Here is a 13,915-nt window from a genome sequence, read left to right as displayed (position 1 = left end):
CCATCGACATGCAGCTTTACGACCCGCAGCTGCGGGCCGACCAGGATGAAAAACGCTCATTGAAACTGCGGGCCGGGAGATGAAAAACCTCTCATCTTGTTTTCATGTCCGGCTCCCGGCGGGCGGCGAGAGTGGTGCCATGAGGTCGGTTCCCAAGGCGGTTCTGCTGATCGCGGCGTTAGCGCTGCCGATCGCCGCCGTGCTGGTGAGCTTCGCGCTCACCGACGGGCCGCGCACCCCGCAGGTGCCGGCCACCGTGCAGGTCGGCAGCTCACCGGGCCCCGAACCCAGTCGGCCGGCGCCACCGGCCTCGACGGCCATGCCCACCGAGCTCCCGCCGCCGGCCCCCGACGACGATGACGACGATGACGACCACGACGACTGAGCCCACCTCGACCAGGTCGTTCGCCAAGCTCCCCGGCCGCCGCGGCACCCGCATCCCGGCGCGCGCGCAGATCATGGGCTGGCTGCTGCTGGTGCTGGTCGTGGTGCTGCTGGCGGTGATCCTGATCGTCCGCTCGTTCCTGCACAACGACGTGAACGACCAGGTGACCGCGTCGATGGAGCAGGAGGCGCACGAGTTCGTCACGTTCGCCGAGCGGGGCCGCGACCCCGCCACCGGGCAGCTGTTCACCGCGCCGGAGCAGCTGTTCAACTCCTACCTGTCGCGCCAGTACCCGGACCGCGACGAGGCCCTGATCGGGGTGTGGGAGACGCCGACCGGCCTGCGGCCGCTGTCCCAGGAGCAGGACGACGAGATCGACCGGTTCGCCAAGGACCAGGCGCTGCTGCACCAGATCGTGGCCGCCCCGAACAACTACGGCTGGCTCGACACGCCCGCCGGGCGGATGCAGTGGCTCAAGGTGCGGACCGAGTCCGAGCAGGGCGGCCGGGCCTGGTTCGTGGTCGAGCGCTACACCGCGTCTGCGATGGCCGACGCCGACCGGACCGTGCAGGTGCTGCTGCTGGTCAGCGGCCTCGGCGTGATGATCGCGGCGCTGTCGTCGTGGGTGGTGGCCGGGCTGATCCTGGCGCCGGTGCGGGCCGTGCGGCAGGCCGCGGCCGAGATCAGCGAGCACGACCTGACCAGGCGCATCCCGGTCGAAGGCCGGGACGACATCGCCGCGCTGGCCGACCAGTTCAACGCGATGCTCGACCGGCTGGAGGACGCCTTCCGCATCCAGCGCCAGTTCGTCGACGACGCCGGGCACGAGCTGCGGACGCCAATCACGATCGTGCGCGGCAACCTGGAGCTGCTCGGCGACGACCCGGCGGAGCGGGAAGAAGTGGTGCGGCTGTGCACCGACGAGCTGGACCGGATGACCCGCATCGTCAACGACCTGCTGATGCTGGCCAAGGCCGACCGGCCCGACTTCGTCACCGCGGCGCCGGTCTCGCTGGCCGAGCTGACCAGCGACATCGAGGCGAAGGTGCGGTCGCTGGCGGACCGCCGCTGGGTGCTCGACGACATCGGCGAGGGCGAGGTGCTGGTCGACGAGCAGCGGATCACCCAGGCGATGGTGCAGCTGGCGCAGAACGCCGTGCAGCACACCGAGCCGGGTTCGGAGATCCGCATCGGTTCCTCCCTCGCCGACGGCGCGGTGCGGCTGTGGGTGACCGACCACGGCCCGGGCATCGATCCGGCCGAGGTGTCGAAGATCTTCGACCGCTTCACCCACGGCAGCAGCCACGGCAAGGGCGGCGCCGGGCTCGGGCTGGCGATCGTCAAGGCCATCGCGGACGCGCACCACGGGCGGGTGCGGGTCGTGTCGCGGCCCGGCGAAGGCGCCACCTTCGCCCTGGAACTGCCCGCCGCCCCACCCCACAACGCGACCGAGGAGACCACTGCATGAGCAAGATCCTGATCGCCGAGGACGAGGCGCGGATCGCGGCGTTCATCGAGAAGGGACTGCGGGCCAACGGCTTCACCACCACAGTCGTCGGCGACGGCGACACCGCCCAGGACTACCTGCTGACCGGCGACTTCGACCTGGTGGTGCTCGATCTGGGGCTGCCCGGCAAGGACGGCTTCTCGGTGCTGCGGGCGGTGCGGGCCCAGCACGTGACCGTGCCGGTGATCATCCTGACCGCGCGGGACGGCGTGCACGACACGGTCGCCGGGCTGGAGGGCGGCGCGGACGACTACATGACCAAGCCGTTCCGGTTCGAGGAGCTGCTGGCGCGGGTGCGGTTGCGGCTGCGGCCGGTCGACCGGGTCCCGGAGATCACGGTGCTGCGCGACGGCGAGCTCTCGCTGGACCTGCGCACGCGGCGCGCGCAGGTGCCGGAGGGCACGGTCGACCTGACGGCACGCGAGTTCGCGATGCTGGAGCTGTTCCTGCGGCACTCCGGGCAGGTGCTCTCCCGCGAGCAGATCCTGTCGCACGTGTGGGGCTACGACTTCGACCCGGGTTCCAACGTCGTGGACGTCTACGTGCGGGCGCTGCGCCGCAAGATCGGCACCGAACGGATCAGCACCGTCCGCGGCATGGGCTACCGGCTGGGCGCCTGAGAACTTGTTCCCAGGCTCGTTTTGCGTAGCGGTGCGGGTCGGAATCTCAGAGGCCTTCTCGCTGTGGGATCCCCGAGTCAATTCACCACGTCGGGGCTGTCCTCGCGAGAAAACCCCTGAGAACCCGCGGCGGTGCGAGCTGCGAGGGCGGGCCAAGCGGCTGCGCTGCTTGGCCCGCCCTACCGCACTCCGAGGATCCGCAGTCGCCCTCGGCGACCAGGCCCCGGCCCAGCGGCTCAGGTCATGGGGCGTAGCGGAGGATCGCCGCGGTCGCGCCGCCTCCCGGGATGTCCTCGCTGCGCACCGCCATGACCCGGCCGCCGGTGAGCCAGACGCGGCGGGCTATCTCGTCCACCACGCCGTAGGACACCGCGTCGTCGGCCTGCTCGAACGTCACCGCACCCGCCTCGTCGATGAAGCCCGGGACCACGTTGTCGATGTCCACGAACACCGTGCCGACCGCGCCCATCGTCGCGTGCCGGGCCACGTCCGCGATGTCCGTGACCGCCCGGCCCTGGCCGGTGCGCTGCTCGAACAGCTCGCGCAGCTCGCGCAGCCGGTCGGCGTGCAGGTCGTCGAGGACCTCGCGCGTCGCCGACGCCAGCTCGCGGTCGCTGCTCTCCTCCGGGTTTCCGGTCAGGCCGACCGAGGCGAGCTCCGAGGCGGTGCTGACCGACCGGAAGATGCTCGCCAGCGGCTCGGTCGCCGCCAGGACCAGCGGCACGTCGCCGCGCAGCACCGGCCGCAGCGCCCGGTCGACCTGGCGGGAGAACTGGCCCATCCGGACCTTCGTGCCCTCGCCGCCCTGGAACCGGCGGCGCGGCAGGCGGTCGGTGACCGACTCCTTGCCCACCGAACTCGCCAGGTCCGCGGGCATCCCCGGCACGTCGACGACGACCGGGTCCATCTCGGGCACGACCTCCAGCAGCCGCACCGAGTTCTGCGCGAGCGCCAGCAGCAGCGCGGTCTGCGGGAAGGTGATCGAGCGCAGCAGCGGCTTGAGGTGGAACCGGTCGGACACCTCGACCACCGCATTCAGCCGGTTGGGCAGCCGGAAGGTGGTCAGCGAGGTCGGCGTGGCGAACAGCGCGAGGCTGCGGGCCTGGAAGCGCCAGAACTCCTCGTCCTCGGCCAGGTCGGCCAGCTGGCCGCTGATGCCGGCCACGTCCTCCTTGGCGGCGCCCGCCCGGCGGAGCTGGTCGGTCGCCTGCCCGGCGAGGTTCTTCAGCTCGATGCGCTCGGCGTCGCCACCGGAGGCCGGGCTGGTCGGCAGGTACAGCGAGACGCTGATCGGTTCGCGCGCGGTCAGCAGCGCATCGACCTGCGCCCGCGTCGGGATGTCGGTGTGCAAGATCGCCATCGGTGCCCTCCCCAGGCGGAACGTCCGGCACCGGCGACGCTACCGAGGTCCCGGCGAACCGGCAGGGCGACGGAGCTCACCCCGCTTCGCCCGTTCCGAGGGGCCCCTACCTGCGGTTAAGGTGGTCGGCGTGAACTCGCACTGGCACCGCGTTCTGCCGCCCCCGTCCCGCTGACGGGCGGCGAACCTCCAACACCCCGAAGGCGCAGTTTCAATTGAAACTGCCAGGTCCGGGTCCTCCCACGCAGTTTCAATTGAAACTGCACGCACCCACCGGGGTTGACGCGCGCCCGTTCGACGAGTCCTGACGGTTCGCGAACGGAAGAGTTCACCTTGACTGATCAACTGCTCATCGCACCCGCTCCTGCCCGCAGCTTCGCCGCCGGCCCGCTGCCGGTGCTGCTCGCGGCGTTCCTGTGGGGCACCACGGGAACGGCCGCCAGCTTCGCCCCGGCCGCCGCGAGCCCGTTGTCGATCGGCGCCGCCACCATGGGCGTCGGCGGCGTGCTGCTGCTCGTGATCGCCGGGCGCTCCGCGTTCGACGTGCTGCGGTCCGGCCGGACCGGGCTGCTGCTCGTGGGCGCCCTGGCCGTGGCGGTCTACCCGCTGGCGTTCTACTCGTCGATGGCGCTCGCCGGGGTCGCCATCGGCACCGTCATCACGCTCGGCTCGGCGCCCGTGTTCGCCGCGATCCTGGAACGCGTCGTCGACGGCGTCCGGCTGGATCGCCGGTGGGCGGTGGCCGCCGCGGTTTCGGTGCTCGGCCTGCTGCTGATCACCGTCGGCGGCGAGAGCGGCGTCGGCGCGGAGGTCATCGTGGGTGCCCTGCTCGGCCTGCTCGGCGGCGCCGCGTACGTCGCTTACTCGTGGGCGGCCGCGCGGATGATGCGCGGTGGCCACGGCTCGCGCGCGGTGATGGGCGCGATGTTCGGTGCGGGCGCCGTCGTGCTGCTGCCGGTGCTGGCGTTCACCGGCGGTCCGCTGCTGAGCTCCCCGTCCGGACTGCTGGTTGCGGGCTACCTCGCGGTGATCCCGATGGGCCTGGCGTACCTGCTGTTCGGGGCCGGGCTGCGCAGCACATCGGCCAGCGTCGCGACGACGCTGAGCCTGCTGGAGCCGGTGGTGGCCGCGCTGTTGAGCGTGCTCGTCGTCGGGGAACGGCTGGGCATCGCGGCGTGGTTCGGCGTCGCGCTGATCGGCGTCGGGTTGGTGCTGGTCAGCACGCGCCGCTGAGAACCTGTGCACAGCTGTGGATAACTTTCTCCACAGCTGTGCACAAACCGATCGCTCAACCAGGTGTTTTCGCAGCTGAGCGACCTGTTGACAAAGTTGTCCACAGGGTTGTGGACAACTGCGCGGCAAAGATGAAGTGCTCCTCATGGGCGGTTCACGCGCGGTTCAGCCGCAGGACAGATCGTTTGTGGCGTGAACAGCCACGAGGACACCACGCAGCTGGTGCGCACCGAGTTCGCCACGAGCCCGGTGCGCACCGCCCGCGTGGCGTCCGACCCGAGCGCCGGGCGCGGCTGGGCCATCGGGATCACCCTCGGCGCGCTAGGCCTGCTCGGGCTGATGGCGGTGCTGACCGCGCCGGAGGACGCCGGGGCCGACCAGCTCGGCAGGTCCGGGCTGATCACCATCCTGGTGTTCGCCGCCGCCGTCGCCGGCTGGATGAGCAACCGGCTCGACGACACCTTCGTCGCGCTGTCCGCGGCGGCCGTGCTGGTGGTGCTGGGCGCGCTGGACGCCGACGAGCTGTTCGAGTCGCTCGGCGCGGACCAGATCTGGCTGCTGGTGGCGGCGTTCGTGCTGGCCGCCGGGATCAACCGGACCGGCCTGCCCGCCAGGCTGGCGATCGCGCTGGTCGGCCGCGCCCGATCGGCGCGCGGCCTGGTGCACCTGATCACCGCGGGCCTGGTGATCACCGCGCTGCTGGTGCCGAGCACGAGCGGGCGCGCGGCGCTGGTGCTGCCCATCTTCCTCGCGCTGGCGGGCGCGTTCGCGCACCGGCCGCGCCTGGTCCGGGCCCTCGCCGCGCTGTTCCCGACCGTCGTGCTGCTGTCGGCGATCGCGACGCTGGTCGGCGCCGGGGCGCATCTGATCACCAGCCAGGTCCTGGACAGCACGATCGGCACGGGCATCGGCTTCGGCCAGTGGCTGCTGTGGGGACTGCCGTTCGCCGTGGTCAGCTCGCACCTAGCCGCTGAGCTGGTGCTGCTGCTGTTCACCGGCCGCGCGGAACGCCGGGCGCGGCTGCGGGTCGACGCCGTCGCGCTGCGCGAGCAGCTCGACGTGCCGCCGCAGATGCGGCGCACCGAGATCCGCGCCATCGGCCTGCTCGGCACCGTCGTGCTGCTCTGGAGCACCGAGCCGCTGCACGGCCTGTCGCCCGCGCTGATCGCGCTGGCTGGGGCGCTGCTGATCGCCTCGCCGCGGTTCGGGACGGTGCGCATCGGCGCCGCGATCTCCGAAATTCCCTGGTCGCTGCTGCTCTTCATGGCCGCCACCACGGCGCTCGGCGCGGCGCTGACCGAGTCCGGGGCCGCCGGCTGGGTCGCCGCGAACGCGCTCGTCGGCGACAGCACCGGCGCCATGCTGATCGCCGTCGTCGCGTTGAGCGTCGCCGCACACCTGCTGGTGCAGTCGCGGTCGGCGCGGTCGGCGGTGCTGATCCCGCTGATCGTGCCCGCCGCCTTCGCGGTCGGCATGAACCCGGTCGCGCTGGCCTTCGCCTCGACCGCCGCGGCGGGTTTCTGCCACACGCTGCCGTCCTCGGCCAAGCCGGTCGCGATGTTCGCCCGGCTCGACCACGCCTACACCCCGCGCGACCTGCTCAAGCTGTCCGCCCTGCTCGGCCCCGCGCTGGGCGCGCTCGTCGTGCTGTTCGCCCTGTTCGTCTGGCCGGCTCTCGGCCTGCCGCTCACCTGATAAGTCCACAGTGGAGGAGAACATCATGCTGCGCTTCGCCGTCGCCCCGAGCGGGTTCAAGGAGTGCCTGGACGCCGAGGCCGTCGCCGACGGGATCCGCGCCGGCATCCGCCGGGTGGTGCCCGCCGCGGCCATCGACACCATCCCGCTGATCGACGGCGGCGAGGGATCGGCGCGGCTGCTGGCCCGGTCGACCGACGGCGAGCTGGTGCCGGTCACCGCCACCGGCCCGGTCGGCGAACCGGTGGAGTCGCACTTCGCGCTGGTCGGCGACACCGGATTCGTGGAAATGGCCGCCGCCGCCGGGCTTTCCCTGGTGCCGCCGGGCCGGCGCGATCCCGGCGCGACGACCAGCCGCGGCGTCGGCGAGCTGATCGCCGCCGCGCTCGACGCGGGCGTGAAGAAGATCGTCATCGGCTGCGGCGACTCCGGGACCTGCGACGGCGGCTCCGGTGCGCTGCGGGCGCTCGGCGTTCGCGTGCTGGACGCCGACGGGGCGGAGATCGGCGACGGCGGCGCGGAACTGGTCCGCGCCCGGCGGCTCGACGCGACCGGGCTGGACCCGCGACTGTCCGAAGTGGAGCTCGTGGTCGCGGTGAACCCGACGAACGTGCTGTGCGGGCCGGACGGCGTCGCGCGCCGCTACGGGCCGCAGAAGGGCGCCGCGCCGGAGCGCGTCGAGCAGCTCGCCGCCGCGATGCAGATCTGGGCGGAAGTCCTGCGCCGGCACAGCGGAACCCGGTTCACCGACCTGCCCGGCGGCGGCGCCTCGGGCGGGCTCGGCGCCGGGCTGGCGGGAGTGCTCGGTGCGCGGCTGGTCTCGCGGTTCGGCGTGTTCCTCGAGAGCAGCGACCTGGACCAGCGGCTGCGGGCCGCCGACCTGGTGATCACGGCCGAGGGCGCGATCGACGCGTCCACCGCGCTCGGCAAGATCCCGACCGAGGTGGCGCGGCGGGCGAAGCGGCACGGCAAGCCGGTGATCGCCCTGTGCGGCACCATCGGCCCCGGCGCGGACGCCAGCTACGACCACGGGATCGACGCGATCACCGGCATCCTGACGGAACCGGTGGACCTGGCGGACGCGATCACCCGCGCCCCGGAGCTCATCGCGGACGCCACCGCCCGAACCCTCCGCATGCTCCTCGTCGGCCGCACCTTACGAGCGGCCTGACGCGGCCCGATCGGCACGTCACCTTCCCCGGACCGCAATTTCCATTGAAATTGGACCTTCGATTTCAATGGAAATTGCGGATCCCCTGGTGCCGCAACCCGGCGTCAGCGGTCGGCGTAAGCAACCCGGCGTCAGCGGCCGGCGGCGTAGCCCTGGGCGCCGCGGGCGTTCGCCGCCGCGCGCAGCAGGCCGGTGTCCGGGTCCCGCGAGACCGCCGACAGGCGGCCGAGCGCCCACGGCCCGGCGTCGAGCACGTCGTGGCCGCGGCGGCGGAGCTCGGCGAGGGTGTCCGCGCCGAGTCGCGACTCCGCGACGACCCGGCCGGGTTCCCAGGCGCGCGGGTAGAACGAGCCCGGGAACGCGCCGGTGTGCCAGGCCGGTGCGTCGATCGCCGCCTGCAGGTTCGGTCCACCGTGGACGTGCGCCAGCCAGAAGCACAGCTGCCACTGGTCCTGCTGGTCGCCGCCGGGGGTGCCGAAGGCCATGGTCGGCACGCCGCCGCGCAGCGCCAGCGACGGGCTCAGCGTGATCCGGGGCCGCTTGCCCGGCGCCAGCGAGTTCGGCAGGCCCTCGTCCAGCCAGAACATCTGCGCCCGGCTGCCGAGGCAGAAGCCCAGCTCGGGGATGGTCGGCGAGGACTGCAGCCAACCGCCGGACGGCGTCGCCGAGATCAGGTTGCCCCACCGGTCGACCACGTCGATGTGCACCGTGTCGCCGCGGCTTTCACCGGTCGGCGACACCGTGGGCTCGCCGATGCCGACGCCGCTCGGGTCCTTCTCACCGTCCACGCCGCGCCCCTCGGCGACGTGCGCGGCCAGGATCGCGTCGCGACCGCCGGGCGAGCCGGGGCGCAGCTCCAGCGAGGCGCGGTCGCCGATCAGCGCTCGGCGGGCGGCGGCGTAGTCGCGGGACACCAGGTCGGCGAGGACGCCGGGGTCGGCGGAGTCGCCGTACCAGGCCTCGCGGTCGGCGAAGGCGAGCTTGGCGGCTTCGACCGCGACGTGCACGGTGTCCGCGTCTGCGACGCCGTCGACGTAGTTGATCCGGTCGCCCTCCAGGAGGCGCAGCTGCTGCGCCAGCGCGGGGCCCTGGGACCAGATGCCGAACTTCGCCAGGGTCCAGTCGCCGGGGAGGTCGACCGTGAGCGGGGTTTCGTAGCCCGCCTCGAACTCGGCCATGTCCTGCGCGGTGATGACGCCCGCGTGGTCCCGCCCGGAGTTGTCCCGGTGCGGCGTGCGCACGAACTTCTCGACGGCCTCGGCGACGAAGCCGTGCGACCAGGCGCGGCGGGCCGCGTCGATCTGCGCCTCGCGGCCGGGCCCGGCCGCCTCGCCCTCGGCCAGCAGCCGCTCCCACGTGTCGGCCAGCACCGGGTTCTTGAGCACGCTGCCGGGCTTCGGCGCGGCGCCGTCGGTCAGCCAGAGCTGGGCCGAGCTGGGCCAGCGCTCGGTGAACATCGCGCGGACGGTGTCGATGGTCGTGCTGATCCGCTCCACGATCGGGAACCCGTCGCGGGCGTAGCCGATGGCGTACTTCAGCACGTCGCGCAGCGGCTTGGTGCCGTGATCGCGCAGCAACAGCAGCCAGCCGTCCCAGGCGCCCGGCACGGTGGTGGCCAGGAATCCGGTGCCGGGTACCAGTTCTAGGCCGAGCTCGTCGCGGTAGTGGCCGATGGTCGCCGCGGCGGGCGCCGGGCCCTGGCCGCAGAGCGCGCGGGGGCGCGGGTCGTCGGCGGTGGTGAACAGCGCGGGGACCTCGCCGCCCGGGCCGTTGAGGTGGGGTTCCACGACCTGCAGGACGAACCCGGCGGCGACCGCGGCGTCGAAGGCGTTCCCGTCGTCCTCCAGCACCGCCATGCCCGCCGCGGAGGCGAGCCAGTGCGTCGAGGCGACCATCCCGTGCGTGCCGGCGAGTTCCGGGCGAGTCGTAAACACGTCAACCACCTTAAGCGGGCGCCACCCGTCCGAGCGATAGTCGAAGCGAGCACATCCCCCGCGCCCAGCACCAGCCGCCCGAGGCCCGAGCCGGGCAGGAGGGCTCCCGATGGTCGTTTCCGAATGGCTCCGCCCGGCTCGACCGGTTCCCGGCACCGGGTGGCGGTTTCGCGCGAAACCGGCGCCCTACGCCTCAGCCAGCCACCCGGGAAGCTCTCAGGCGGGCGCGCCCGCGACCGGGGTTCGGCCGACGCCTCGCCAGGACAGGCCCGCTCGGCGCAGGACGTCCGGGTCGAGGTGGTTCCGGGTGTCGACCACCACCGGGCCGCGCAATACCTCGGCCACTCGGTTCCAGTCCAGCGTCCGGAACTCCTGCCACTCCGTCAGCAGCACCAGCGCCGCGGCCTCCTTCGCCGCCTGGTACGGGTCGTCCACCAGCTCCACCTCCGGCGGCAGCGCCGGCTCGTCGCCTTGCAGCCCCGGGTCGTAGGCGACCAGCTCCGCGCCGCGCTCCGCCAGCAGCCGCGCCACTTCCAGCGCCGGCGAATCGCGCAGGTCGTCGGTGCCGGCCTTGAACGTCAGGCCCAGCAGCCCGAGCCGCACCCCGTCGAGGGAGCCGCCGCAGGCGTCGGCGACCTTCGCCACCATCCGCTCGCGCTGCCGGGTGTTGGACGAGATTGTCGCCTGCAGCAGCGGGAATTCGAAGTCGACGGCCTCCGCCACCTGCAGCAGCGCCGCGGTGTCCTTCGGCAGGCACGAACCGCCCCAGCCCGGCCCCGGCTGCAGGAACGACTGCCCGATCCGGCGGTCATAGCCCATTCCCTCGGTGACGTCCGAGATGTCCGCGCCCAGCCGCTCGCAGAGCTCCGCGATCGCGTTCACGTACGAGAGCTTGGTCGCCAGGAAGCAGTTCGCCGCGTACTTCACCATCTCCGCGCTCGCCGCGTCCGTGAGCACCGTCGGGGCGCCGAGCCGCGCGTACAGGGCGGCCACCCGCTCGGCCGCGTCCTGGGTGTCCGAGCCGACCACGATGCGGTCGGGATTCAGGAAGTCGTGCACCGCCGAGCCCTCGCGCAGGAACTCCGGGTTGCTGACCACCGCGACGTCCTCGCGGCCGACCAGCTCGCGCAGCCGCGCCGACGTGCCCACCGGCACCGTCGACTTCGTGACCAGCACGCATCCCGCGGGCAGCAGTTCGCGCACCTCGTGCGCCACCGCCTCCACAACGGCCAGGTCCGCCTTGCCGCCGGCCCCCATCGGCGTCGGCACGCACAGGAAGACCACCTCGGCCTCGGCGACGGCGGCCGCCGAACCGACCACGAACTCCAGCCGCCCGGCCGCGATGCCCTCCTGCACCAGCTCGGCCAGCCCGGGCTCGTGGATCCGCACCTCGCCGCGGGAGAGCTGCTCGACCTTCGCGGCGTTCACGTCGCTGCACACCACCCGGTGCCCCAGCGACGCCAGGCACGCGCCGGTCGTCAAGCCGACGTACCCGGTGCCAACAACGACGATTCGACGGGCGAACACAGTCCCCACACCCCTTCACCTCGCACGACCGTTCGGTCGTGGCCCCCTTGGGCATCGTGGCACATCGCCCGCACAGCGGAACCTGCATCGCCAAACGTTCACGCGCCGTACGTCCTGCGTGACGCGCCGGTGAACCGGCGTTTAGGCTCACCGGCCGTGGAGCAGCGACGTTTGGGCGAATCCGGCCTGGTGGTCAGCGCGGTCGGTCTGGGTTGCAACAACCTCGGCCGCCCCGGCACGGCCACCGAATCCCTGTCCGGTGTTCGAGCCGTGGTGGATACCGCGCTCGACGCCGGGATCACCTTCTTCGACGTGGCCGACGTGTACGGCTCGCCCCGCGGGCGCAGCGAGGAGCTGCTCGGGCAGGCGCTGTCCGGCCGCCGCGAGCACGCGATCATCGCCACCAAGTTCGGCATGGACATGCAGGGCGGCAACGGGCCCGACTTCGCGGCGCGCGGTTCCCGCCGCTACGTGCGGCGCGCCGTCGAGTCGTCGCTGCGGCGGCTGGGCACCGACTGGATCGACCTGTACCAGCTGCACCGGCCGGACCGGCTGACGCCGATCGACGAAACCCTCTCGGTGCTGGACGACCTGGTGCGCGAGGGCAAGATCCGCTACGTCGGGCACTGCAACCTCGCGGGCTGGGAGCTCGCCGACACGTCGTGGACGGCGTCCTCGGCCGGGCTGGCCGCGCCGGTGTCGGCGCAGAACCACTACTCGCTGCTGGCGCGGGAGGCCGAACGCGAGGTCGTGCCGGCCTGCAAGCGGTTCGGCGTCGGGATCATCCCGTACTTCCCGCTGGCCAACGGGCTGCTCACCGGCAAGTACCGGCAGGACCAGGAGCCGCCGGAGGGCAGCCGGCTGGCGAACCGGAACCAGATGCTCGCCGACGCCCCGTGGGAGCGCATCGAGCAGCTGCGCGCCTTCGCGGAGGAGCGCGGCATCCCGATGACCGCGGTGGCGGTCGGCTGGCTGGCGGCGCAGGAGGTGGTGGGTTCGGTGATCACCGGCGCCACCACGCCGGAGCAGGTGCAGGCGAACGCGGTGGCGGGCGCCTGGCGCCCCACCCAGTCCGATCTGGACGCCATCGACGCGATCTGCCCGCCCACCGAGCGCTAGGTCCTGACGACGGCGGTGGCGCTCCGTCACCACCGTCTTCGTTTCCGCAGGTGGTGGACGGTTTCGCGAGAAGCCGACCGCCATCGGGTGAACGTCGATTTCTCGCGGAATCGCGCTCCAGCCACGACTTCGCGGGTCTTCCGACACCGTCGGTGACCGGCTTTTCGCTCGGACGGACCCGAGAATCGCACCGGTGGCAGACGCGGCGGCCCCGGCCAGCGGACCAGGCTCTGAACATGGAGCTGATCGGGATCGCCACACTGTTCGCCGGCCTCGCGTTGCTGGCCGCGCTGCCGCTGGTCGCGCTGCTGGCGTTCGTCGAGATGAGTTCGCAACGACGGGTGCGCCGCCATCACTGAGCGCGGGTTCGCCGCCTGTCCGTTCCGCGTCAGGTGCTGGGCACGACCGTTCCCAGGTGTTAGACATGCCGGGACACCAGCAACGAACGCAAAGGAACGAGCAGATGCTGATCACCGACACCGCGGCGATCGTCACCGGCGGGGCTTCCGGCCTTGGCGCGGCCACCGCACGAGCACTCGCCTCGCGCGGCGCGCAGGTCTTCGCGGTGGACTTGCCGGACTCGGTGGCCAACGCGCCGGTCGTTGACGGGGTCACCTACACGGCCGCCGACGTCACCGACGCGGACCAGGTGCAGACCGCCGTCGACCAGGCCGCCGGTGCCGGGGTTCCGCTGCGGATCGTGGTGAACTGCGCGGGCATCGGGCCGTCGGCGCGGATCGTCGGCCGCAAGGGCCCGCACGACTTCGACCTGTTCCGCAAGGTCATCGAGATCAACCTGATCGGCACCTTCAACGTGCTGCGGCTGGCCGCCGCGGCGATCGGCCAGACCGACCCCGGCGAGCACGGCCAGCGCGGCGTGGTGATCAACACCGCCTCCGTCGCCGCCTTCGACGGGCAGATCGGCCAGGCCGCGTACTCGGCGTCCAAGGGCGGCGTGGCGAGCCTGACGCTGCCGGCCGCGCGCGACCTGGCGTCGTCGGGCATCCGGGTCATGACCATCGCGCCGGGCATCGTGGACACGCCGATGCTGGCGACCATCAGCGAGGAGTTCCGCACCGGGCTGGCCGAGAGCGTGCCGTTCCCGAAGCGCCTGGCCACGCCGGAGGACTTCGCGAAGCTCGCGCTGGACATCGTCGAGCACGACTACCTCAACGGCGAGGTCATCCGGATGGACGGTGCCCTGCGGATGGCGCCGCGGTAACGACCAGGGGGTCGTGAGTGCTTTTGGTTGCCATGGCGGCCAAAAGCACTCACGACAGTGATGATGTTCGTGGTGACGCTGCTGGCGGGTCTGACCCGACTCACGACTGACGTCTCGACTGTCCTGTTTGGGATTTGTCGGC

The 13,915-nt window shown here is 72.3% G+C and carries 12 protein-coding genes; 9 read left to right on the top strand and 3 right to left on the bottom strand.

Going from position 1 to position 13,915, the window contains the following annotated elements; translation table 11 throughout:
* Window positions 1-139 precede the first annotated feature (139 nt).
* From AC07FN_RS37220 to AC07FN_RS37210, 3 genes are read left to right on the top strand one after another with little or no spacing between them, the layout of a single operon-like run.
* Window positions 140-385 (top strand): hypothetical protein, encoded by a 246-nt coding sequence (locus AC07FN_RS37220; RefSeq protein WP_478399868.1) that lies wholly within the window; start codon window positions 140-142, stop codon window positions 383-385.
* A complete protein-coding gene (locus AC07FN_RS37215) occupies window positions 366-1,853 on the top strand; it encodes a sensor histidine kinase (RefSeq protein ID WP_478399867.1) in 1,488 nt (495 codons plus the stop codon). Before AC07FN_RS37220 ends, AC07FN_RS37215 begins: the two co-directional genes overlap by 20 nt.
* Window positions 1,850-2,512 (top strand): response regulator transcription factor, encoded by a 663-nt coding sequence (locus tag AC07FN_RS37210; protein WP_478399866.1) that lies wholly within the window; start codon window positions 1,850-1,852, stop codon window positions 2,510-2,512. Before AC07FN_RS37215 ends, AC07FN_RS37210 begins: the two co-directional genes overlap by 4 nt.
* 241 nt (window positions 2,513-2,753) lie before the next feature.
* Here the strand turns inward: AC07FN_RS37210 and AC07FN_RS37205 are convergent, their stop codons facing one another.
* Window positions 2,754-3,872, bottom strand: coding sequence for a baeRF11 domain-containing protein (locus tag AC07FN_RS37205; protein WP_478399865.1), 1,119 nt, complete (start codon window positions 3,870-3,872; stop codon window positions 2,754-2,756).
* A 333-nt stretch (window positions 3,873-4,205) separates the two neighbouring features.
* On the opposite strand from AC07FN_RS37205, the gene AC07FN_RS37200 reads away from it, so the two are divergent.
* The 3 genes from AC07FN_RS37200 (at window position 4,206) to AC07FN_RS37190 (ending at window position 7,971) form a co-directional block, all read left to right on the top strand.
* A complete protein-coding gene (locus AC07FN_RS37200) occupies window positions 4,206-5,105 on the top strand; it encodes a DMT family transporter (protein ID WP_478399864.1) in 900 nt (299 codons plus the stop codon).
* Between the two features lie 192 nt (window positions 5,106-5,297).
* Window positions 5,298-6,800: an SLC13 family permease gene (locus AC07FN_RS37195; protein WP_478399863.1), complete on the top strand. Its 1,503-nt coding sequence runs from the start codon at window positions 5,298-5,300 to the stop codon at window positions 6,798-6,800.
* A 25-nt stretch (window positions 6,801-6,825) separates the two neighbouring features.
* Complete coding sequence (locus AC07FN_RS37190) at window positions 6,826-7,971, top strand: glycerate kinase family protein (RefSeq protein ID WP_478399862.1); 1,146 nt, start codon at window positions 6,826-6,828, stop codon at window positions 7,969-7,971.
* 131 nt (window positions 7,972-8,102) lie between these two features.
* Here AC07FN_RS37190 and AC07FN_RS37185 read toward each other — a convergent pair whose 3' ends face one another.
* Together AC07FN_RS37185 and AC07FN_RS37180 are read right to left on the bottom strand one after the other, a co-directional pair.
* On the bottom strand, window positions 8,103-9,905 hold the full coding sequence (locus tag AC07FN_RS37185) for a gamma-glutamyltransferase family protein (protein WP_478399861.1): 1,803 nt from the start codon (window positions 9,903-9,905) through the stop codon (window positions 8,103-8,105).
* Window positions 9,906-10,121: 216 nt separating this feature from the next.
* Complete coding sequence (locus AC07FN_RS37180) at window positions 10,122-11,432, bottom strand: UDP-glucose dehydrogenase family protein (protein WP_478399894.1); 1,311 nt, start codon at window positions 11,430-11,432, stop codon at window positions 10,122-10,124.
* Between the two features lie 156 nt (window positions 11,433-11,588).
* Between AC07FN_RS37180 and AC07FN_RS37175 the strand changes: the two genes are divergently transcribed.
* The 3 genes from AC07FN_RS37175 to AC07FN_RS37165 all read left to right on the top strand — a co-directional run bounded on the left by AC07FN_RS37175 (window position 11,589) and on the right by AC07FN_RS37165 (window position 13,773).
* Window positions 11,589-12,551, top strand: a complete 963-nt coding sequence (locus AC07FN_RS37175; RefSeq protein ID WP_452613449.1) for an aldo/keto reductase — start codon at window positions 11,589-11,591, stop codon at window positions 12,549-12,551.
* A 236-nt stretch (window positions 12,552-12,787) separates the two neighbouring features.
* Window positions 12,788-12,910 (top strand): hypothetical protein, encoded by a 123-nt coding sequence (locus tag AC07FN_RS37170; protein WP_358568070.1) that lies wholly within the window; start codon window positions 12,788-12,790, stop codon window positions 12,908-12,910.
* 104 nt (window positions 12,911-13,014) lie between these two features.
* Window positions 13,015-13,773: an SDR family NAD(P)-dependent oxidoreductase gene (locus AC07FN_RS37165; protein WP_452613448.1), complete on the top strand. Its 759-nt coding sequence runs from the start codon at window positions 13,015-13,017 to the stop codon at window positions 13,771-13,773.
* The last annotated feature ends 142 nt before the right edge of the window (window positions 13,774-13,915 follow it).

The organism is Saccharopolyspora sp. NPDC045941 (assembly GCF_056431445.1).
The sequence above is the reverse complement of the archived record's forward strand: the minus strand, read 5'-3'. Positions and strand labels throughout refer to the sequence as shown.